This window comes from Lysobacter sp. A289, from assembly GCF_054072675.1.
In genome coordinates this window covers 128780-148867 of record NZ_JBSVRN010000001.1, presented here as the reverse complement: position 1 = coordinate 148867, position 20088 = coordinate 128780, and the positions used below count along the sequence as shown (strand labels likewise).

Genomic DNA, 20088 nt, shown 5'->3' with positions numbered 1-20088 from the left:
ACCACAGGCAAACTCCGGTCACGGCACAATGCGCCCACCAGATGTTGCCTGTATCATTCGCACCCATCCCTTTATCCGAATGCAAGGATATAGCCCTGATGTCCAGCTACCTGTTTACCTCCGAATCCGTTTCCGAAGGCCACCCGGACAAGATCGCCGACCAGATCTCCGACGCCGTCCTGGATGCGATCCTGACCCAGGACAAGCGTGCCCGCGTGGCCTGCGAAACCATGGTCAAGACCGGCGTCGCCATCGTCGCTGGCGAGATCACCACCTCGGCGTGGATCGATCTGGAAGAGGTGACCCGCAAGGTCATCCTGGATATCGGCTACAACAGCTCCGAGGTCGGTTTTGACGGCGCCACCTGCGGCGTGTTGAACCTGATCGGCAAGCAGTCGCTTGATATCGCCGCCGGCGTGGATGGCAGCAATAAGAAGCTGAAGAAGCCGGAAGAGCAAGGCGCGGGCGACCAGGGCCTGATGTTCGGCTATGCCTGCAACGAGGCCCCCGAATTCATGCCGGCGCCGATCTATTACAGCCATCGGCTGGTCGAGCAGCAGGCGAAGATCCGCAAGAAGAAGAACTCCCCGCTGCCGTGGCTGCGTCCAGACGCCAAGAGCCAGGTCACCCTGCGCTATGACGACGCCGGCCAGATCGCCGGCCTGGATGCGGTGGTGCTGTCGACCCAGCACGATCCGGGCATCAAGCAGAAGGACCTGGTCGAGGCCGTTCGCGAGCACATCCTCAAGCCGGTGCTGCCCAAGGCGTGGCTGGAGTCGCTGCCCAAGAACAAGATCCACATCAACCCGACCGGCATCTTCGTGGTGGGCGGACCGGTGGGCGATTGCGGCCTGACCGGGCGCAAAATTATTGTTGACACCTACGGCGGCATGGCCCGCCACGGCGGCGGTGCGTTCTCCGGCAAGGACCCGTCCAAGGTCGACCGTTCGGCCGCCTACGCCGCGCGTTACGTGGCCAAGAACCTGGTCGCCGCCGGCCTGGCCGACAAGTGCGAGGTGCAGCTGTCCTACGCGATCGGCGTCGCCGAGCCGACCTCGATCTCGGTCACCACCTTCGGCACCGGCAAGATCAGCGATGACAAGCTCGAACTGCTGATCCGCAAGCATTTCGACCTGCGTCCGTACGGCATCGTCAAGATGCTCGACCTGATCCACCCGGTTTACCAGTCGACCGCGGCTTACGGTCACTTTGGCCGCAAGCCCAGGGACGTCAGCTACACCGACTCGGTCGGCGTGACCCACAAGGCGACGGCGTTCTCGTGGGAGAAGACCGACAAGGCCGAAGAGCTACGCAAGGCGGCTAAGCTGAAGAAGTAGAATGGCGCAGCTGGCGCGGCTGCAATCGGAATGATGTCGTCGTAAACGGGCCGCCTCTCGCGGCCCGTTTACGTTGCTCGCCGTGACATTCACGGCGGCATTCGCACCGATCGCAGCCACCCCTCTTCGTTGGTCGCACGACCAGCGGCACTGCCCCGCCCCAGAACACGGATTGCGCTCCTTGAACACCGACACCACCCCACCGCCGATGGACGACAGCGACCATCTCTCGCCCGAGCGCCTGCGCGCGGCACTGGAGCTGCTGGAAGCCGTCGCCGCTGACCGCACGTTGCTCGATGCTGTGCCGGATGCCGAGCGCAAGCGGCTGCACCAGGCCGTCGCCCGGGTCTACCACCCCGAACCGGGCACCCGCCGACAGAAACTCAAGGCACGCGAGCGCGAGCGCAACGCCGAGAACATCCGCCGTGCCGACGCGATGCTGAACCAGACCGGCATCCGCGCGTTACGGCGCAAGCCGGTGTTCACCGCGCTCAACTACTTTCCGCCTCACGGTCCCGGCGCGCAGGCGTTACTGGCCCATGGCGAGGTCGACGCAGCAAGCGGCAGCCACGAATCCCCCGAGCTGTTGCACTGCTACGTCTGCAAGCAGAAATACACCCGGGTGCACCACTTCTACGACCAGTTGTGCCCGACCTGCGCAACGTTCAATTTCCACAAGCGCACGGAGCTGGCCGACCTCAACGGCCGGGTCGCGCTGCTGACCGGCGGGCGGGTCAAGATCGGCTATCAGGCCGGACTGAAACTACTGCGCGCGGGCGCGGAACTGATTGTCACCACCCGCTTCCCCCGCGATTCCGCCGCCCGCTACGCGCAGGAGCCGGATTTTGGCGACTGGGGCCACCGGCTGGAGGTGTTTGGCCTGGACCTGCGCCATACGCCGAGCGTAGAGGCGTTTTGCAGCGAGCTGCTGGCCACCCGCCCGCGGCTGGATTTCATCATCAACAACGCCTGCCAGACGGTGCGTCGCCCGCCGGAGTTCTACGCCCACATGATGGCCGGCGAGACCGCGGCGCTGCGCGATACGCCGGAAGCGGTGCGCCAGCTGATCGGCAATTACGAGGGCTTGCGCAGCCAGGATCTGCTCGGCGAGGCGACCGCCTCGGTGCAGGCCGCGGCGGCGCGCAGTGACTTGCCAACGATGACTGGCGAGGCCGCCGGGCTGCTGCGCGCGGCCGAGCTATCGCAGGTTCCGCTGCTGGCGGAGGAACTGCTGGGCCAGAAACACCTGTTCCCCGAAGGCCGGCTGGACCAGGACCTGCAGCAGGTTGACCTGCGCGGACGCAATTCCTGGCGACTGCAGATGCACGAGGTGCCGTCGGTGGAATTGCTGGAGGTGCAACTGGTGAACGCGATCGCACCGTTCCTCATCAACGCGCGCTTGAAGCCGCTGATGCTGCGCAGCGCGGATGGTGGCGAACCTACCCGCGACAAGCACATCGTCAATGTGTCCGCGGTGGAGGGCCAGTTTTATCGCAACTTCAAGACCACCCGCCATCCGCATACCAACATGGCCAAGGCGGCGTTGAACATGATGACGCGCACCTCGGCCGCCGATTACCACGGCGACGGCATCCACATGAACAGCGTGGACACCGGCTGGGTCACCGACGAGGATCCGGCCGAGCTGGCCGCGCGCAAGGTGCTGGAAGAACGCTTCCATCCGCCGCTGGACATCATTGATGGAGCGGCGCGGATCGTCGATCCGATCATCAATGGCATCAATACCGGCGAGCACGTCTGGGGCCAGTTCCTGAAGGACTACAAGCCGACCGACTGGTAACGATTGTCGGGATCGAGCCGGTATAATCGACCCGTCCGCCAAGGGGCGCTGCGACCGTGACCCAGAGTACGGCCAGGCTTGGCAGAACCGATGACACGTCCCACGGACGTGCCGTCCGCAACAACGGCGCCCGGTTGCCATCACCCGCCCTGACGTCCGCATGTTCGATGCGGCAGGGACCGAACCGGAGCACCCCATGAACGACAACACCAAGACCTTCTCGACCGAAGGCGATTACAAGATCGCCGACATCACCCTGGCCGACTGGGGCCGCAAGGAAATCGACATCGCCGAGCACGAGATGCCCGGCCTGATGTCGATCCGCAAGAAGCACGCCGCCGAGGCGCCGCTCAAGGGCGTGCGCGTCACCGGCTCGCTGCACATGACCATCCAGACCGCGGTGCTGATCGAGACCCTGAAGGACATCGGCGCCGACGTGCGCTGGGCCTCGTGCAACATCTTCAGCACCCAAGACCACGCCGCCGCCGCGATCGCCGCGACCGGCACCCCGGTGTTCGCCTGGAAGGGCGAGTCGCTGGAGGAATACTGGGATTGCACACTGGAGGCGTTGAGCTTCCGCGACGGCAAGGGCGGCTTCCTCGGCCCGCAGCTGGTGGTCGACGACGGCGGCGATGTGACCCTGCTGATCCACAAGGGCTATGAGCTCGAGAACGGCAGCAAGTGGGTCGATGAGCCGGCCTCCTCGCACGAGGAGCAGGTGATCAAGAACCTGCTCAAGCGTGTCGCGACCGAGCGCCCGGGCTATTGGCGCACCGTGGTCGAAGGCTGGAAGGGCGTCTCCGAAGAAACCACCACCGGCGTGCACCGCCTGTACCAGCTGGCCGAAGCCGGCTCGCTGCTGATTCCGGCGATCAACGTCAACGACTCGGTCACCAAGTCCAAGTTCGACAACCTGTACGGCTGCCGCGAGTCGCTGGCCGATGGCCTGAAGCGCGCGATGGACGTGATGCTGGCCGGCAAGGTCGCGGTGGTCTGCGGCTATGGCGACGTCGGCAAGGGCTGCGCGGCGTCGCTGCAAGCCTACGGCGCGCGCGTGGTGGTCACCGAGATCGACCCGATCTGCGCCCTGCAGGCGGCGATGGAAGGCTTCGAGGTCAACACCATCGAGTCCACCCTGGGCCGCGGCGACATCTACGTCACCACTACCGGCAACAAGGACATCATCACCGCCGCACACATGCAGGCAATGAAGGACCAGGCGATCGTCTCCAACATCGGCCACTTCGACAACGAGATCCAGGTCGATGCGCTGAAGGCATTGCCGGGCGTGGAGCACGTCAACATCAAGCCGCAGGTGGACAAGTACATCTTCGGCAACGGAAACGCGATCTTCCTGCTGGCTGAGGGCCGCCTGGTCAACCTCGGCTGCGCCACCGGCCACCCGAGCTTCGTGATGTCCAACTCGTTTGCCAACCAGACCCTGGCACAGATCGACCTGTGGGCGAACAAGGACAGCTACGGCAAGCAGGTCTACCTGCTGCCCAAGAAGCTTGACGAAGAAGTCGCGCGGCTGCACCTGGAGAAGATCGGGGTGAAGCTGACCACGCTGAGCAACGAACAAGCCGAGTACCTTGGCGTGCCGGTCGAAGGCCCGTACAAGCCGGATCATTACCGCTACTGATCGCGGCGGTTGATCGACAGAAAACGGGGGCTTCGGCTCCCGTTTTTTTTTGCCTGCCGATTTTCTATACGGGACTTCAGTACTGCGGTATCTTCATCGCGATGAAGCGATATACTCCAACAATCCCATCGTGCCGGCCAGCCCATGATCCCGATCAGCTTCGAGTTCTACCCGCCCAAGACCGACGAGCAGCGCGCGCAACTCGACCGCACCACCACCAAGCTCAAAGTGCATTCGCCGGAGTACGTGTCGTGCACCTTCGGCGCTGGCGGCTCGACACTGAGCTACACCCCGGAGACTGTGGAACGGCTGCAGCACCAACACGAGCTCAGCTCGGCGCCGCACATCTCCTGCGTCGGCGGCACCCGCGCCGAGCTGGGCGAGTTGCTGCAGCGCTACAAGGCCATGGGCTGCCACCGCATCGTCGCCCTGCGCGGCGACCTGCCGTCGGGCATGGGCCACCCCGGCGACTTCCGCTACGCCACCGACCTGGTCGAGTTCATCCGTCGCGAACACGACGGCCAGTTCCACATCGAGGTCGCCGCCTACCCGGAGGTGCACCCGCAGGCACGCGATGCCCATGCCGACATCGGCCACTTCGTGCGCAAGGTCGAGGCCGGCGCCGACGGCGCGATCACCCAGTACTTCTACAACGCCGACGCCTACTTCCGCTTCGTCGATGACGTCCGCGCCGCCGGCGTCGACATCCCGATCGTGCCCGGGATCATGCCGATCTCGAACTTCAGTCAGCTCCGGCGTTTCTCCGAGATGTGCGGCGCCGAGATCCCGCGCTGGATTGCCCAACGCATGCTGGCCTATGGCGACGACGCCGAAAGCGTCCGCGACTTTGCCACCGACGTGGTGGCTGGCTTGTGCAAGCAATTGGTCGAAGGCGGCGCCCCGGGCCTGCACTTCTACACGCTGAACCTGGCAAAACCGAGCATGAACGTACTCGCAAAGTTGGCCTGAGTTCAGCGGCGGTTGCCAGGGCGTTCAGTCCTGAAGCCCTTTGGTTACAAGGCTTTGACGGGGCCGGGCGGATTCTGTGGGTATCCCCCGCTGGTCTCCCGTCACCATGAACACGCACTCGCTGATCCTTCTCGCCGCGACCGTGCTGGCCGCACTCGCCATGCCCGGCGTTGCGCCTGCCCAAGGCGGCAACCTCCAGGACGGCATCCAGCGATGCGAGGCGCCCGACGGCACCCAGATCTACACCGACAAGGCGTGCTCGACGTTCGGCGCTATCGCGATGCCGATGTCGGGCGAACTGCTGACGCGCCTGGCCTCCGACAATGCCGGCGATGACGGCGCCGCCCATGCCGTGTTCGGCGGCCGCCGTGCCCCGGCAGTTGCGCGCCGTTCCGCCGCCAGCGGCTGCGCCCGCTCCTCGACCCAACTGTCGATGGATCTGCAAGGTGCATGGGCGCTGGGCGACGTCAACCGGATCGCCGAGAGTTACCACTGGGTCGGGCTCGACTCCGGCCAGACGCGTTCGATCATGCAGCGGCTGGGCCGCCTGGCGGAGCAACCGCTGTGGCAGGCCCACTATTTCGACGCCCGGATCGGTGGCGGGATGATGCAGTTGGCCGATGCCTCCGGAGGCGCCAACCACAGCGATGTCGGGGTCATGCAACTCGTGTTCGGCGACGACGCGTCGCGCCAGGTACAGGATTTCAAGGTCCGGCGTTACCACGGCTGCTATTTCGTCCAGTTCTGAGCGACCCGCTTCAACGATGCGTCGCCGCCGCGTACGCTGGCGGGATGCCGTTCCATCCTGACCAGACATTGCTCCCGCCCGGGTTGTCGCTCCGCGGCGGCTTGGTCGCGCTCGGACTGTTGTGCGCGCTGGCCTGGTCACCCCACGCGGCCGCCCAGGTCAACCGCTGCCAGCACAGCGACGGCACCGTGGCGTATACCGACCATCGCTGCTCGGACATCGGCGCGATCGAACGGGCACCCTCGCCCGCCCGCGGCGGCAGTCGCCGGATCTATCGTGGTGGCTGCGCGCGCAACGTGCAGGACCTGATGTTCGAGATGACCACCGCGATCGACGGTGGCGACGCCAACCGGCTTGCCAGCGTCTACCACTGGGCTGGCATGTCCAGCCGCGGCGCCACCGCAGTGATGACCCGGTTTGCCGCGGTGGTCAGCCGGCCACTGGTCGACATCGTGCCTGTGGTGCCGGAGCCGGAGCCGGAGCCATTGCCTGTGTTCACGCGGATCGTGGGCGAGCCCGGCGCTGCAGAGGTCGTGGAGGTAGTCAGCGAACGCTATTACCCCTCCACGGTGATGGACGCCAAGCCGGTTGCATTGCGGGTCGTGCAGACCCTCGAGAACGGCGTCACGCCATCGGAAACGGTGTTCGGGTTGCACCGCTACTTCGGCTGCCTGTGGATCAGGAATTGAGACCCATCCAGCGCGACCCTCGCGGCGCCAGCAGGCACAATAGATCGCTACCAACCCCGGAACCCCGACGATGCAATACCCCGAATGGATCTGGCACAACGGCGCGATCAAGCGCTGGGAAGATGCAACCACCCACGTGATGTCGCACGCGCTGCACTACGGCTCGTCGGTGTTCGAGGGCATTCGTTGCTACGAGACACCCGCCGGCCCGGCGATCTTCCGATTGACCGACCACAACGTGCGCCTGTGTGCGTCGGCCAGGATCTACGACATGCCGATGCCTTACGGGGTGGATCAGATCAACACCGCCTGTCGCGAGGTCATTCGCCGCAACAACCTGGGCAAGGCTTACCTGCGTCCCCTCGCTTTCCGCGGCCTCGGCGGCTTCGGCCTGGCTGCCGACACCCCGGTCGAGCTGTCGGTGGCGGCCTGGGAAATGGGCCCATACCTCGGCGCCGGCGTGCTGGAGGCCGGCATCGACGCTTGCGTGTCGAGCTGGCAGCGACTCGCCCCCAACACCATCCCGACCGGGGCCAAGGCCGGTGGAAACTACTTGTCCAGCCAACTGATCGCACGTGAGGCACGTCGGCTCGGCTTCGGCGAAGGGATCGCGCTGGCATCGACCGGCCTGCTGTCGGAGGGCGCCGGCGAGAACATATTCCTGGTGTTCGACGGCGCCCTGCACACCACCCCGGTCAGTGCCGCGCTACTCAACGGCATCACCCGCAACTCGATCATCCGCCTGGCCCGCGATGCCGGCATCGAGGTGGTCGAACGGGACATACCGCGCGAGTATCTGTACCTGTGCGACGAGCTGTTCATGTGCGGCACCGCGGCGGAGATCACCCCGATCCGCTCGGTTGACGGCCGCCAGGTCGGCACCGGCAAGCCGGGCGCGTTGACCCGGCAAATCCAGTCGCTGTTTTTCGGCTTGTTTGATGGCCGTACGCCAGACACCCATGGCTGGCTGGAGCCACTGGAAGAACGGGCCAGATCGTAGCCCTGGCTCAGGCTGGCGGGCCGGTATCGAGGTCGACACCGGCATCGCTGGTCGCCGCCAGCGCGTTGCCTTCGTCGAACCTCAGTGTCGCGACCACGCCAATCTCGGCGCCTGGCCGTACCGACACGTTCCAGCCATACAGGTCGCACAGTCGGCGCACGATCGACAGGCCGATCCCGCCGCCTTGCGAGTAGCCGGCGTGAGTGCCCCGATAGCCGCGCTGGAACACATGGGCGGCATCTTCCGCACTCAGCCCGGGGCCCGAATCAATCACCTCGACTGCGTTGGGCAGCATTCGTACGATCACCTCGCCCCGGGTGGTGTACTTGACCGCATTGCCGATCAGGTTGCCCAGCGCCACCGCGACGGCGGCTTCCGGTGCATCGACCACCAGCGGGCCGAGCTCATCCTCAAGCCGCAACTGCAAGGGCTTTCCCGCAAGCTGGGTGCGATGCACATCCAGCGACTGCGCCGCCAGCTTGGCCACATCGGTCGAGCCACGCCCACGCTCGTTCCTGGACAGCAGCAACAGCGCGCTGATCAGGTCGGTACATTGCTGCTCGGCGCGCTCGATCCGGTGCAGGCGCGCGCGGCTCTTGTCGTCGATATCGGGTCGTGACAGCAACAATTCCGCCGCGCCGCGGATTACCGCCAGCGGCGTGCGCAGTTCGTGGCTGACATCGGCGTTGAACTCCCGGTCGCGCTGGACGACTTCGGTCAGTCGCCCGGCATAGTCATCCAGCGCCTCGGCCAACTGGCCAACTTCGTCATCGGGAAAATGCGCGGCCAGCTCCTCGGACTCGGCACTGCGGCCGGATATCTTGAGCCGCTTCGCCAGCTCCAGCACCGGGCTCATCACCCGCGACGCCGACCACCAGCCCAGCACCAGCGACAGCAAGGTGAACAGCAACACCGAGCCGTACAAGGCGCGATTGAACTGCTCTTCGCTGCGCTTGGACTGGGTCATGTCGTAGGCCAGGAAGAACCAGGCCTGCGGCGTTTTCCGCACCGCCAGCTTGTACGCGAACTCGTCACCAGTCTCATCAACCCCGAGCATGCCAGTGATGCCGTCGGACAGCTCGTACCACTCGGGCCGGTTGCGCCGAACCGACTCGAACTTGTCTGGCGTGTAGACATAAGCTTTGATCTGGTCGACCGGGAACAACGGGTTCTCCGGGTCCAGTTCAAACTGGCGCGCCGCCTCGGAGATGTTGCGATTCATCATCTCCTCGACCAACTGGTTTTCCACCCGGGTGCGGGTCCAGTTGGTCGCCCAGGCGAACAGCAGGGTCAGGCTGAAACCCAGCAGCACGAACGACAGGATGATGCGGCTGCGCAGTCGCCGCCGGTAACGCATGCGACGGCGCATCGGCGCCGGAGCCGACGAGCCGGACGCTGACTCAGCTGGTGGCATCGAGTTCGGCAATCCGGTAACCAATACCGTGACGGGTGTGGATCAGCGACGTTTCGAAAGGCTTGTCGACCACCGCGCGCAGACCGTGGATATGCACTCGCAGGCTGTCGGAGTCCGGCAGCTCTTCGCCCCATACCCGGGTCTCCAGCTCCTGCCGGGTCACCACCGCCGGCGACGATTCCATGAGTGACTGCAATATTTTCAGGCCTGTGGGATTGAGCTGCAGCAGCTTTCCTTGGCGACGCACTTCCAGCGTGTCCAGGTTGTATTCCAGATCGGCGGCGGTCAGCACCCGGGTCTGCACCCCGCGTCCACGGCGCGACAGCGCGTTCAGCCGGACTTCGACCTCCTGCAGTGCAAACGGCTTGACCAGGTAGTCATCCGCGCCCGAGTCGAACCCGGCCAACTTGTTGTCCAGGCTGTCGCGCGCGGTCAGCATCAGTACCGGGGTCTGCTTGCGCGCCTCGTTGCGCAGCTTCCGGCAGACCTCCAGCCCATCCATTCCCGGCAAGTTGAGATCAAGCACGATCGCATCGAAGTCATGCACGACCGCCAGGTGCAGGCCGGTAATGCCATCAGCGGCGAAGTCGACGGTGTGGCCCCGATCTTCCAGGAAGTCGCCCAGATTGGCGGCGATGTCCTGATTGTCTTCGATGACGAGGATGCGCATGGGGCTGGTTCCTGGTTGAGGGGTGGCCTGGTTGAGGGTTGGCCGGCAATCAGCGTGACAAGGTTCACATCATGGCAGTGTGCTGGCGCTGGGCACCAGCATAAAAGAAAGCCCAGACACGGGACCACCGCGCCTGGGCCAAAAGTTGTTGCCCGATACCGAAACCTGCATTGCCACTGCTGCGGTGTAATCGACTGACTTGGTCAATTGGCGCGAACACTGATGTGCAACGGACAGTATTCCGATCTAGATCAATCTACGTGGTGGCCGATTAAACGTTTGTTAATTGGATCCTCAGTTTTTCGCAGCGACACGCTTGGCCGCGCGTCGCTTGTATCGCTGGGCCACGTAATCAACAATCTCGCCGGCCACATCGACGCCGCTGGCCGACTCGATGCCCTCCAGACCCGGCGAGGCATTCACCTCGAGCACCAGCGGGCCTTGGCGCGAACGGATCAGGTCGACACCGGCGACGCCCAGTCCCAGTACCCGTGCCGCGCGGATCGCGACCTCCTGTTCAGCCAACGTGGCACGTGCGCCCTTGGCCTTGCCGCCGCGGTGCAGATTGGAGCGAAAATCCCCCGCCGGCGCCTGGCGTCGCATCGCGGCCACCACCTTGCTGCCAACCACGAAGCAACGCAGGTCCGCGCCCTGTGCCTCGGGAATGAACTCCTGCACCAGAAATTGCGCGTACAGGCCACGCAACGCCTCGATCACTCCGCGCGAGGCCGACATCTTCTCGGTCAGCATCACTCCGGCGCCCTGGGTGCCTTCGTTGAGCTTGATCACGTGCGGGGGTGGCCCCAGCATCGACAGCAGGTCGACGGTGTCATCGGGGTTGTCGCCAAACACCGTTGCCGGCATCCCGATCCCCTGCGCGGCGAGCAGCTGGTGACTGCGCAACTTGTCGCGCGCGCGCAGGATCGCGTCCGACGGATTCGGGCTGAGGGTGCCCATCAGCTCGAACTGGCGCAGTACCGCGCTGCCGTAGCGGGTGACCGAGGCGCCAATACGGGGAATCACCGCGTGGTAACCGGAGATCGGCCGGCCCTTGTAGTTCATCGCAAAGCCATCGCCGGAGATGCGCATGTAACAACGCAACGGATCGAGCGTGCGGACGCTGTGGCCCTGCTCGCGGGCGGCCTCGACCAGACGCCGGGTCGAGTACAACTTGGTGTTGCGCGACAGGATCGCGAGTTTCATGCGGACAGGATCCATGGGTGGTCGAACGAACGATCGGATACGGGCTTGCCGTGCAGGAACGAGCGTGCCGGATCGACCATGAACGCATGGGCCATCGCGGTACGGCCGAGCAACATCGGAAACAGCATGCCTCGTCGGTCGGCCAGGTTGATATCGATCTGGCGCTCGACACCTCCCAAGCGTAACGACGTCCTTACGAACGCGCGACGGGTCCGATGGCCACCCGAGTCGGTGACCTCGCGCTCGTCCGCCAATGGCGCGAAACATTCCATCGAAATGCCGCCGACGCCACCCGGCGTCAACTGAAAACCGACCCATGGCGCGCCGCCCTCGACGAAACGCCACTGCGCGTCGACATGCAGCGCCGAGCTGCGCGCGCCACTGTCGACCTTGGCCCGGATCGCGGCCACCCCGAGCGCCGGCAAGTCGACCCATTCCCGCCAGCCCAATACAACCCTTGGCATCATCTGCTTCCGCTCCAGGCGAAATTGTATCGATGGTGCAACCATTACGGTGACCCGGCCATGACAGACCCGGGAACATGGGTGCCGTCATCGACGCGAGCCAACGAAAACGGCGGCCCCGTCCATCAGGACCAGGCCGCCGCGCATGTGGAGCGGGTGAAGGGAATCGAACCCTCGTCAGTTGCTTGGGAAGCAACAGCTCTACCATTGAGCTACACCCGCATCACGCCAGTTTAAAGCCTTTGCCGGGCGTCGGGGAAGCCTGCCTCAGAAGGTTCCGCCCATGGTGGCGAACACGGTGGCGTGGTGACCACCCTGCTGGCCCAGCGTCAGGCTGCTGCCGATGTTCGCGTCCAGTCCCATCACCCGCGTGCGGGCACCAAACATCAGGCTGCCGTAGCTGTCATCGAACGCAACCCCGGGCACCGCGAATGGTGCCGTGCCCGGCATCGACTGCAACTGCCCGAAGGCCTGCGACGGGGCATCCTCGAACTCGCGGTCGATGGTCGCCCGCGCATACGGCTGCAGATGCTCGCTGGCGATGTAACGCATTTGCCAGCCTGCGGTGCCGATCAGCGAGTCGAACTCCTGCTCCGGGTACGCCAGCGAGGTCGACAGCTGCGGATCGCTCTCGCCGAACCCGTCAATCCGGATCTTCTGCGCGAGTACGCCCAACACCGGCCCATGACGCAATGCGCCATTACCGAACTCCCAGCCCGCATTCACGCCAGCACTGACGTTGCTGCCATCCACGTCCGCGCGGTGCACCCGGGTGACGCGGCCCAGGTTGGCATTGCGCTCGAGATCGAAGCCCAATTGGCTATAGCTCAGTTGGGCGTTGACCCAGGCACCGCTACCGGCAGTCCAGCCCAGGTAACCACCGATGCTGGCGGCGCTCTGGTCGAAACTGCCACCGCTGCGGCCCCAGTCCTGCTTCAGCTGGCCATAGCCGCCAAACCCGCCAAGGGTCAGGCCATCGCGGTGCCAGTCGACACCGACCGTCACGGCCGGGCCGGCGCCGTCATACAGGTCGCCATGATCGTATCGCTGGAAATCCCCACGCACGTCGCCCCACCAGCGCTTGCCATTGGTCATCGTCACGCCGGTCAGCTGCGCGGCAACGCGGTCGGCGCGGGCACGTCCGACCATCGACGCGGAGTTGGCCAGCACGGCGACCTGGCGCGGCGCTTCCAGGATCGAGGCGGCATAGTCGGCGATCACCTCATGTGCTGCGCCGGTGGGATGCACGCCATCGGCAAACAGGTAACTGGTGGCGGCATCCGGGGTCACGTAGCTGCCGGGCTGGCAGGTAACGGACTGGGCGGTGATCTGGGGTTGGCAGGCCGTGCCGGTGATGTTGCTGAAACCGAACCCGGCTGGACTGGCGGCAACTTCCTGGAACAGATGGAACATATCCAGCGGAATCACCTGCAACCCCGCCGCGGCCAGTCCGCCGTACAGCGCGTCGTTGTAAACCGTCGCCAACTGGGTCAGCTGACCTTGTGCGAGGGCGCCCTGCGCGCGTGCGGACGGAGTCAGTCCCAGGTCGGGGATGCTCGGCACCAGTACGTACTGCGCGCCAGCCGCCTGCAACGCGCCAACGACGCCGATCTGCGCGGTCACTGCGGCACCGATGGTGGCCTGGGGCGGCGCGCCCTGGGCGACCGCGAACAGATCATTATTGCCACCCCACACCGTGTACAGGGCGTTGGGATCAGCGACGCCGCCGCTCGCGGTGAGGTAGCTGGTGACCTGGGTCATCATCGACGGCGTCGGCCCGAGCGCGCCGACCGAGTCTTCCCCTGCACGCGCGCCACCGACCGCGTAATTGCTGCCGCCCTGGTTGGCTGCGCTCGCCTGGGTGCCATAGAAGTCCGCCAGGTATTCGGACCAAACCAGCCCCGGGTTGGTGGTGAACTTGCCCAGGATGGCGGCCTGCGGACCCACCGCCTGGATCAACGCGGGCCGGAAGTGTCCAGAGTCGGTCAGGCTGTCGCCAAAGAAGATGGTCTGCGAATACGGCTGATCGTTGGCCTCGGGGTCACCTGCCACGGCCAGCGACGGCGCGAAGGCGAGTGCAACGGCAATGGCCAGGGCGGCGCGAATAGGTTTCAACGGGATCACTCCTGCGATGTGCAAAACACGGGCCAGCGCCACAATACGCCAGCGGACGGCCTTTATCGAAACACGGGTGTTGGCCGCAGACAAGCCATATCAGCCACCGGGCGCCAACCGCCAACCCGCCTGCTTGCTGCCAGCGGCGCGCAAGCGAGCCGGTCGCCGGGCTGGCCCTTTTCGGCCCGTCCCGAGACAATGCCGGCATGGACATCATTCTCAACGGCGAACCGCGCGCGCTCGCGGCCCCCACCACGCTGGCCCGTCTGTTACAGGACGAGGGCCTGGCCGAACGCCGGGTTGCAGTGGAGATCAACGGCCAGATCGTGCCGCGCAGCCAGCACGACGAACGCGCGCTGGCCGACGGCGACCGGATCGAGATCGTGCATGCCCTGGGCGGCGGCTGACGCCCGCATGAGCAAACCCGGCGGTGACGCCCGCATGAGCAAACCCGGCGGCTGACGCCCGGATGATCAATTCCGGCGGCTGACGCCGGATCAATTATTGCGATGCTGATCCCGGGGGCCTGCGGTGCGATAATCGCGGCATGAACGCATTCAACGCCACCGACTTCCGCGCCGCCGACCCCTTGCTGATTGCCGGCAAGGCCTACACCTCGCGCCTGCTAACCGGCACCGGCAAGTTCGTCGACCTGGACCAGACCCGGCGCGCGACCGAGGCCGCCGGGGCACAGATCGTCACCGTCGCGATCCGCCGCACCAACATCGGCCAGAACCCGGGCGAGCCCAACCTGCTGGACGTGCTGCCGCTGGATCGTTTCACGATCCTGCCCAATACCGCCGGCTGTTACACCGCCGACGAGGCAGTGCGCACCTGCCGGCTGGCACGCGAACTGCTCGACGGCCGCAACCTGGTCAAGCTGGAAGTGCTGGGCGACCACAAGACGCTCTACCCCGACGTGGTGCAGACCCTGGCCGCCGCCGAGACGCTGGTCAAGGATGGCTTCGAAGTGATGGTCTACACCTCCGACGACCCGTTGCTGGCCAAGCGGCTGGAAGAGATTGGTTGCGTGGCGGTGATGCCGCTGGCCGCACCGATCGGTTCCGGGCTCGGCATCCAGAACAAGTGGAACCTGGTGGAAATCGTGGAGAACGCGAAGGTGCCGATCATCGTCGACGCGGGCGTCGGCACCGCCTCCGATGCTGCCATCGCGATGGAACTTGGCTGCGATGGCGTGTTGATGAACACCGCGATCGCCGGTGCCAGGGACCCCGTGCTGATGGCCCACGCGATGCAGTTGGCGATCCAGGCGGGACGCGCCGCGTTCAAGGCCGGCCGGGTGGCGCGCAAGCGTTATGCCAGTGCCTCCAGCCCGGTGGAAGGCATCATCGGCTGATGCCCGACAGCGACCCGCCGCAGCCGACCGCTCCCAAAGCGCCGAAGCCCGCTTCCGGCAAACCGTTCATCGTCACCGAAGGCCATCGCCAGATCCGCAGCTTCGTGTTGCGCCAGGGCCGCTTCACCCCGGCCCAGCAGCGCGCTTTCGACCAGCAGTGGGAGCGCTTCGGGATCGACTTCAGGCCGGCCGAAAGCCGCGACCAACCCCGCGACTTCGACACCGTGTTCGGACGCGTCGCACCGCGGGTGGTGGAGATCGGGTTCGGCAATGGCGAGGCGTTGCTGTTCGCCTCCCGGCACGACCCGGCACGCGACCTGATCGGTATCGAGGTCCATGCGCCCGGCGTCGGCCGCCTGCTCAACGCCCTGGCACTGGACGATGCAACCAACGTGCGTGTCTACCACCACGATGCGGTCGAGGTGCTGACCCACGAGGTGGCCGACGCCAGCCTTGATGAGGTCCGGATCTACTTCCCGGACCCATGGCACAAGAAGCGCCATAACAAGCGACGTTTATTGCAACCCGGGTTCGCCGCCCTGCTGGTTCGTAAACTCGCCCCGGGCGGTCGCTTGCACCTCGCCACCGATTGGCACGACTATGCTGAGCAGATGTGGGACGTGCTCGATGCGACCGATGGCATCGCCAACCGCGCCGGACAGCGCGGTTCGGTGCCGCGGCCGGACTGGCGCCCGCAGACGCATTTCGAGACCCGCGGCCAGAAACTCGGCCATGGCGTCTGGGATCTTCTTTACGACCGCTGCTGACGGTTGCTGACCAAAAGACAGGCCGACCACCAAAGTGTTCAACCCGGGCATGGACACCGCACTGACGCTTACCACCGACATGAAGCTGGTACTGGGGCTGGTGGTGTTCACGATGGTGATGTTCCTGTTCGAGCGCGTCCGCGCCGACGTGGTCGCGCTGGTCGTGTTGGTGCTGCTGGGCCTGTCGGGACTGGTCTCACCGGACATCATCTTCAACGGCTTCTCGTCCAACGCGGTGATGAGCATCATCGCCACCATGATCCTGGGCGCCGGCCTGGACCGCACCGGCGCGCTCAACCGGCTGGCGGCGTGGTTGTTGAGGCGCTCCCACGGAATCGAGGAACGCCTGCTGCTGCTGACCGGCGCAGTGGCCGGCCTGAACTCCTCGGTGATGCAGAACCCGTCGGTCATGGCGTTGTACCTGCCGGTGGCATCGCGCCTGTCATCGCGAACCGGGCTGACCCTGCCGCGGCTGTTGTTGCCGCTGGCCACCGCGATCGTGATGGGCAGCTCGTTGACGATGGTCGGCAACTCACCGCTGATCCTGCTCAATGACCTGCTGCTGGCGGCCAACAGCAACCTGCCATCGGGTGCGGCGACGCTGGAGCCGTTGCAGATGTTCGCGACCCTGCCGATCGGCTTGGCGTTGCTGACCACCTCGTTGCTGTATTTCAGGTTCTTCGGCAGCAAGCGTCTTCACGAGGGCGTCGGCAAGGGCGCCACCCCGGCGCGCACCCAAAGCTATTTTGAGGACGCCTACGGCATCGAGGGCGATGTCTACGAGTTGACCGTCACCGCCGACAGCCCGCTGGTGGGCATGTCCCTGGGTGAGGCGGAAACGCTGCACCATGCACCGCTGATCCTGGCCATCAAGACCAAGGACGATGCACGGCTGTCACCGTCTGCCGATGCGCGGATCTGGGTCGGCAGCGTGCTGGGCGCGATGGGCCCCAGGCAGCAGGTCGCGGATTTCGCCCAGAACCAGATGCTGCGGATGAGTTCGCGGTTGCGCGTGTTCGCCGACTTGTTCAACCCGAGCCGTGCGGGCATTTCCGAGGCGGTGATCCCGGCGAACTCCAAGTTCATCGGCAAGACAGCGCGCGACCTGCACTTGCGCAAGACCCACAGCCTGAGCCTGCTCGCCGTCAATCGCGACAAGAAGGTGATGCGCGAGGATGTGCGCAACCTGGCGTTGCGAGCCGGCGACATGCTGGTGCTGCACAGCATCTGGGCCAACCTCGCCGACGCTGCCAAGGGCAAGGACCTGGTGGTGGTGACCGATTTCCCCAAGGGCGAGCAACGACCACACAAGCTGAAGATCGCACTGGGGATTTTCGCCCTGGCCATGTTGGTTGCCTTGTCGTCGCGGCTGCCGGTATCGATCGCACTGATGGCCGGCGTTGCCGGGATGCTGCTGACCGGGGTGATCCACATCGACGAGGCGTACTCGGCCATCAGCTGGAAGACGGTGTTCCTGATGGCCTGCCTGATCCCGCTGGGCTGGGCGATGGACTCCAGCGGCGCGGCGGCCTGGGTCGCCGGGCACAGCATCGAGCGATTGCCGGACGGTACCCCGACCTGGTTGCTGCAACTGCTGCTGGGCTTGCTGACCACCGCGTTTTCACTGGTGATCAGCCATGTCGGCGCGGCCATCGTGATGGTGCCACTGGCCATCAACCTGGCGCTGGCGGCCGGTGGCGACCCGACCGCGTTCGCGTTGATCGTCGCGTTGTCGGCGTCGAACAACTTCATGACCGCATCCAACCCGGTGATCTCGATGATCACCGGGCCGGCGGGGTATACCGGCAAGGAGCTTTGGAAGGTCGGCGGGCCGTTGTCACTGGCCTATACCGCGATCGCCGTGCTGATGGTGAACTTGTTGTTCTAAGCGCCCGGCATCGCCCTTTTCAGCCACACCGCACCGTCACGCACTTCCACGGCCACCGCGCGCAGCGAATCCCCGCGGCATGGGCCGGCCACGCACTCGCCGTGCTGCAACTCGAAACTGGCGCCATGCGCGGCGCAGACCAGCAACCCGTCCTTGCTCTTCAGGAACTGGCCCGGCGCCCAGTCCAGCTGACGACCGGCATGCGGACAGACATTGAGCCAAGCACGCACCTGCTCGCCATCGCGATACAGGACCAGCGGCTCCATGTCGTCATCCAGGTCCGCACCAACCGCGGCAAACTCGCCATCGGCAAGACGATCCATCGCGATAAGTGCTGCCGTGTTCATCCGCGGTTTTATTAACGGATTTATCACTAACTTCTCCTCGTACCGGCGGATACTGCCGACTCCGGCCTTCCGCCGCATTGTGCCATGATGTATTCAATGAGCAGCCAGACTTTCCGCTTCAACAACGATTTTCTCCAGTCGCGCGTCCGCGCCGCCTTCCAGCCACGCAAGCCACGTAACCCGTTCCTGCGATTCCTGATGGGTGCCCTCGGTCTTGGGTTGCTTGCGCTGCTGGTGGTTGTCGGTGCCGTCATCGGATCGGCAATGCTGGCCGCGGGCCTGGTATACCGGCTGTTCCGCGGCCGCAGCCAGCCGTTGCCGCACCGTCGTCGCGCCCCCGGTCAGCATGACCCGCGTGTGGTCGAGGGCGAGTACCGGGTTGTCGACAAGTCGACCCAGCCGCGCTGACGTACCCGCGATGCCGGGCAACGATGTAATCCCTGCACCCGAGCAGGCCCGTATCCCCGTCCGCGGCACCGGCGACACAGGCTTTTTCCCGGTCCGTCGGATTTATTGCGTGGGACGCAACTTCGCCGACCATGCACGTGAGATGGGCGCCGTCGCCCCCGCGTCGAAAGCCGAGCGCGGCAGTCCGGTGTTCTTCTGCAAACCGGCCGACGCGCTGGTGCTCGATGGCGTCGTCCCCTACCCACGCGGCACCACCGAGCTGCACCACGAGGTCGAGCTGGTGGTCGCGCTCGGCGCCGACGCTCCTACCGGAGTGCTCGACTCGGCTGCCGCCGACGCGTTGGTGTTCGGCTACGGGATCGGCCTGGACCTGACCCGCCGCGACCTCCAGGCGGCCGCCAAGGCCAAGGGCCTGCCTTGGGACACCGGCAAGGCATTCGATCATTCCGCCCCAGTCAGCGCGCTGCTGCCGGCCGCCGAGGTCGGTGATCTGGCGACCCGCACGCTGACCCTGAAGGTCAATGGCCAGCTCCGCCAGCACGGTGCGTTCACCGACCTGATCTGGGACGTGCCGGACATCCTGCATGAGCTGTCGAAGCTCTATGCCCTGCGCGCGGGGGACCTGGTGTTCATGGGCACGCCGGCCGGCGTCGGCCCGTTGCTACCGGGCGATACCTTCCACGCTCATCTCGATGACCTCGTCGAACTGCATGGCCGCGTCACTGACACCGTTACCACGTTATAGTTTCCGCGGCATTGCCCAACTACCCAAGGAGATCACCTGATGAGCATGGTCAGCGAGTTCAAGGCATTCATCGCGCGCGGCAACGTCCTCGACCTGGCGGTCGCGGTGATCATCGCCGCCGCATTCGGCAAGATCATCACCGCGCTGGTCGACGGCATCATCATGCCGGTCGTCGGCATGGCGATGGGCGGGGTCGATTTCTCACAGCTGTTTTTCGCCCTCGACAACGGCGACTACGCCAACCTCGCGGCCGCGCAGGAGGCTGCAGCACCGGTCATTACCTATGGCGCGTTCATCCAGACCATCATCGACTTCCTGCTGATCGCCTTCGTGATCTTCATGATCATCAAGGCCTACAACAGGATGATTGCCAAGGAAGCCGCCGCCCCGGCTGCGCCGGCGGAAGAAGTACTGTTGCTGCGTGAGATCCGCGATTCGCTGAAGCAACCTGGCCTCTGAGCAACGACACCGGCAAAAGAATCTCAAGCGTGGCATGCCACCACGTGACTTGAGGCACGCCATTA

The 20088-nt window shown here is 65.2% G+C and carries 20 protein-coding genes, 1 tRNA gene and 1 riboswitch; of the genes, 14 read left to right on the top strand and 7 right to left on the bottom strand.

All coding sequences use genetic code 11. The annotated features are described in order from the left end of the window. The first annotated feature begins 98 nt into the window (after nt 1-98). The 7 genes from metK to ACW5DN_RS00690 all read left to right on the top strand — a co-directional run bounded on the left by metK (nt 99) and on the right by ACW5DN_RS00690 (nt 8186). Complete coding sequence (gene metK / locus ACW5DN_RS00720) at nt 99-1337, top strand: methionine adenosyltransferase (protein WP_456960853.1); 1239 nt, start codon at nt 99-101, stop codon at nt 1335-1337. Between the two features lie 208 nt (nt 1338-1545). Then, a complete protein-coding gene (locus ACW5DN_RS00715; RefSeq protein ID WP_456962915.1) occupies nt 1546-3138 on the top strand; it encodes an SDR family NAD(P)-dependent oxidoreductase in 1593 nt (530 codons plus the stop codon). 34 nt (nt 3139-3172) lie between these two features. Continuing rightward, nucleotides 3173-3277: riboswitch (S-adenosyl-L-homocysteine riboswitch) on the top strand. A 57-nt stretch (nt 3278-3334) separates the two neighbouring features. Next, nucleotides 3335-4780 carry an adenosylhomocysteinase gene (ahcY, locus tag ACW5DN_RS00710; protein ID WP_456960852.1) on the top strand — a complete coding sequence of 482 codons (1446 nt, stop codon included), beginning with the start codon at nt 3335-3337 and terminating at the stop codon, nt 4778-4780. 144 nt (nt 4781-4924) lie between these two features. Continuing rightward, the gene (gene metF, locus ACW5DN_RS00705; protein WP_456960851.1) at nt 4925-5749 is read left to right on the top strand and encodes a methylenetetrahydrofolate reductase [NAD(P)H]; all 825 of its coding nucleotides are present in this window, start codon (nt 4925-4927) and stop codon (nt 5747-5749) included. 106 nt (nt 5750-5855) lie between these two features. Next, nucleotides 5856-6497: a hypothetical protein gene (locus tag ACW5DN_RS00700; protein ID WP_456960850.1), complete on the top strand. Its 642-nt coding sequence runs from the start codon at nt 5856-5858 to the stop codon at nt 6495-6497. A 44-nt stretch (nt 6498-6541) separates the two neighbouring features. After that, the gene (locus tag ACW5DN_RS00695; protein ID WP_456960849.1) at nt 6542-7186 is read left to right on the top strand and encodes a hypothetical protein; all 645 of its coding nucleotides are present in this window, start codon (nt 6542-6544) and stop codon (nt 7184-7186) included. A gap of 70 nt (nt 7187-7256) precedes the next feature. After that, on the top strand, nt 7257-8186 hold the full coding sequence (locus tag ACW5DN_RS00690; RefSeq protein WP_456960848.1) for a branched-chain amino acid transaminase: 930 nt from the start codon (nt 7257-7259) through the stop codon (nt 8184-8186). A 7-nt stretch (nt 8187-8193) separates the two neighbouring features. Here ACW5DN_RS00690 and ACW5DN_RS00685 read toward each other — a convergent pair whose 3' ends face one another. From ACW5DN_RS00685 to ACW5DN_RS00660, 6 genes are all read right to left on the bottom strand, one after another. Then, on the bottom strand, nt 8194-9600 hold the full coding sequence (locus ACW5DN_RS00685; protein ID WP_456960847.1) for a sensor histidine kinase: 1407 nt from the start codon (nt 9598-9600) through the stop codon (nt 8194-8196). Continuing rightward, a complete protein-coding gene (locus ACW5DN_RS00680) occupies nt 9587-10270 on the bottom strand; it encodes a response regulator transcription factor (RefSeq protein ID WP_456960846.1) in 684 nt (227 codons plus the stop codon). Before ACW5DN_RS00680 ends, ACW5DN_RS00685 begins: the two co-directional genes overlap by 14 nt. Before the next feature lie 294 nt (nt 10271-10564). Further along, nucleotides 10565-11473 carry a 30S ribosomal protein S6--L-glutamate ligase gene (gene rimK / locus ACW5DN_RS00675; RefSeq protein ID WP_456960845.1) on the bottom strand — a complete coding sequence of 303 codons (909 nt, stop codon included), beginning with the start codon at nt 11471-11473 and terminating at the stop codon, nt 10565-10567. Further along, a complete protein-coding gene (locus ACW5DN_RS00670) occupies nt 11470-11940 on the bottom strand; it encodes an ATP-dependent zinc protease family protein (RefSeq protein WP_456960844.1) in 471 nt (156 codons plus the stop codon). The genes rimK and ACW5DN_RS00670 overlap by 4 nt, the downstream gene beginning before the upstream one ends. A gap of 145 nt (nt 11941-12085) precedes the next feature. Then, nucleotides 12086-12159, bottom strand: a tRNA-Gly gene (locus ACW5DN_RS00665). A 45-nt stretch (nt 12160-12204) separates the two neighbouring features. After that, nucleotides 12205-14061, bottom strand: coding sequence for an autotransporter domain-containing protein (locus ACW5DN_RS00660; protein ID WP_456962914.1), 1857 nt, complete (start codon nt 14059-14061; stop codon nt 12205-12207). A gap of 197 nt (nt 14062-14258) precedes the next feature. Between ACW5DN_RS00660 and thiS the strand changes: the two genes are divergently transcribed. The 4 genes from thiS (at nt 14259) to ACW5DN_RS00640 (ending at nt 18064) form a co-directional block, all read left to right on the top strand. Further along, nucleotides 14259-14459, top strand: coding sequence for a sulfur carrier protein ThiS (gene thiS, locus ACW5DN_RS00655; protein ID WP_456960843.1), 201 nt, complete (start codon nt 14259-14261; stop codon nt 14457-14459). 140 nt (nt 14460-14599) lie between these two features. Beyond that, nucleotides 14600-15409, top strand: coding sequence for a thiazole synthase (locus ACW5DN_RS00650; RefSeq protein WP_456960842.1), 810 nt, complete (start codon nt 14600-14602; stop codon nt 15407-15409). Then, on the top strand, nt 15409-16176 hold the full coding sequence (trmB, locus tag ACW5DN_RS00645) for a tRNA (guanosine(46)-N7)-methyltransferase TrmB (RefSeq protein ID WP_456960841.1): 768 nt from the start codon (nt 15409-15411) through the stop codon (nt 16174-16176). Before ACW5DN_RS00650 ends, trmB begins: the two co-directional genes overlap by 1 nt. A 49-nt stretch (nt 16177-16225) precedes the next feature. Further along, nucleotides 16226-18064 (top strand): SLC13 family permease, encoded by a 1839-nt coding sequence (locus ACW5DN_RS00640; RefSeq protein ID WP_456960840.1) that lies wholly within the window; start codon nt 16226-16228, stop codon nt 18062-18064. On the opposite strand, the gene ACW5DN_RS00635 is transcribed toward ACW5DN_RS00640, so the two are convergent. Then, nucleotides 18061-18411 carry a Rieske (2Fe-2S) protein gene (locus tag ACW5DN_RS00635; RefSeq protein WP_456960839.1) on the bottom strand — a complete coding sequence of 117 codons (351 nt, stop codon included), beginning with the start codon at nt 18409-18411 and terminating at the stop codon, nt 18061-18063. The genes ACW5DN_RS00640 and ACW5DN_RS00635 overlap by 4 nt on opposite strands. A 96-nt stretch (nt 18412-18507) precedes the next feature. Between ACW5DN_RS00635 and ACW5DN_RS00630 the strand changes: the two genes are divergently transcribed. From ACW5DN_RS00630 to mscL, 3 genes are read left to right on the top strand one after another with little or no spacing between them, the layout of a single operon-like run. After that, the gene (locus ACW5DN_RS00630) at nt 18508-18819 is read left to right on the top strand and encodes a hypothetical protein (protein WP_456960838.1); all 312 of its coding nucleotides are present in this window, start codon (nt 18508-18510) and stop codon (nt 18817-18819) included. A 10-nt stretch (nt 18820-18829) separates the two neighbouring features. After that, complete coding sequence (locus tag ACW5DN_RS00625; RefSeq protein WP_456960837.1) at nt 18830-19564, top strand: fumarylacetoacetate hydrolase family protein; 735 nt, start codon at nt 18830-18832, stop codon at nt 19562-19564. A gap of 39 nt (nt 19565-19603) precedes the next feature. Further along, nucleotides 19604-20023 (top strand): large conductance mechanosensitive channel protein MscL, encoded by a 420-nt coding sequence (gene mscL, locus ACW5DN_RS00620; RefSeq protein ID WP_456960835.1) that lies wholly within the window; start codon nt 19604-19606, stop codon nt 20021-20023. Nucleotides 20024-20088: the final 65 nt, after the last annotated feature.

Excerpts from the sequence above, each read along its gene's own strand:
- metK (WP_456960853.1), top strand. The coding sequence starts at position 99 with ATGTCCAGCTACCTGTTTACCTCCGAATCCGTTTCCGAAGGCCACCCG.
- ACW5DN_RS00715 (WP_456962915.1), top strand. The coding sequence starts at position 1,546 with ATGGACGACAGCGACCATCTCTCGCCCGAGCGCCTGCGCGCGGCACTG.
- ahcY (WP_456960852.1), top strand. The coding sequence starts at position 3,335 with ATGAACGACAACACCAAGACCTTCTCGACCGAAGGCGATTACAAGATC.
- metF (WP_456960851.1), top strand. The coding sequence starts at position 4,925 with ATGATCCCGATCAGCTTCGAGTTCTACCCGCCCAAGACCGACGAGCAG.
- ACW5DN_RS00700 (WP_456960850.1), top strand. The coding sequence starts at position 5,856 with ATGAACACGCACTCGCTGATCCTTCTCGCCGCGACCGTGCTGGCCGCA.
- ACW5DN_RS00695 (WP_456960849.1), top strand. The coding sequence starts at position 6,542 with ATGCCGTTCCATCCTGACCAGACATTGCTCCCGCCCGGGTTGTCGCTC.
- ACW5DN_RS00690 (WP_456960848.1), top strand. The coding sequence starts at position 7,257 with ATGCAATACCCCGAATGGATCTGGCACAACGGCGCGATCAAGCGCTGG.
- ACW5DN_RS00685 (WP_456960847.1), bottom strand. The coding sequence starts at position 9,600 with ATGCCACCAGCTGAGTCAGCGTCCGGCTCGTCGGCTCCGGCGCCGATG.
- ACW5DN_RS00680 (WP_456960846.1), bottom strand. The coding sequence starts at position 10,270 with ATGCGCATCCTCGTCATCGAAGACAATCAGGACATCGCCGCCAATCTG.
- rimK (WP_456960845.1), bottom strand. The coding sequence starts at position 11,473 with ATGAAACTCGCGATCCTGTCGCGCAACACCAAGTTGTACTCGACCCGG.
- ACW5DN_RS00670 (WP_456960844.1), bottom strand. The coding sequence starts at position 11,940 with ATGATGCCAAGGGTTGTATTGGGCTGGCGGGAATGGGTCGACTTGCCG.
- thiS (WP_456960843.1), top strand. The coding sequence starts at position 14,259 with ATGGACATCATTCTCAACGGCGAACCGCGCGCGCTCGCGGCCCCCACC.
- ACW5DN_RS00650 (WP_456960842.1), top strand. The coding sequence starts at position 14,600 with ATGAACGCATTCAACGCCACCGACTTCCGCGCCGCCGACCCCTTGCTG.
- trmB (WP_456960841.1), top strand. The coding sequence starts at position 15,409 with ATGCCCGACAGCGACCCGCCGCAGCCGACCGCTCCCAAAGCGCCGAAG.
- ACW5DN_RS00640 (WP_456960840.1), top strand. The coding sequence starts at position 16,226 with ATGGACACCGCACTGACGCTTACCACCGACATGAAGCTGGTACTGGGG.
- ACW5DN_RS00635 (WP_456960839.1), bottom strand. The coding sequence starts at position 18,411 with ATGAACACGGCAGCACTTATCGCGATGGATCGTCTTGCCGATGGCGAG.
- ACW5DN_RS00630 (WP_456960838.1), top strand. The coding sequence starts at position 18,508 with ATGAGCAGCCAGACTTTCCGCTTCAACAACGATTTTCTCCAGTCGCGC.
- ACW5DN_RS00625 (WP_456960837.1), top strand. The coding sequence starts at position 18,830 with ATGCCGGGCAACGATGTAATCCCTGCACCCGAGCAGGCCCGTATCCCC.
- mscL (WP_456960835.1), top strand. The coding sequence starts at position 19,604 with ATGAGCATGGTCAGCGAGTTCAAGGCATTCATCGCGCGCGGCAACGTC.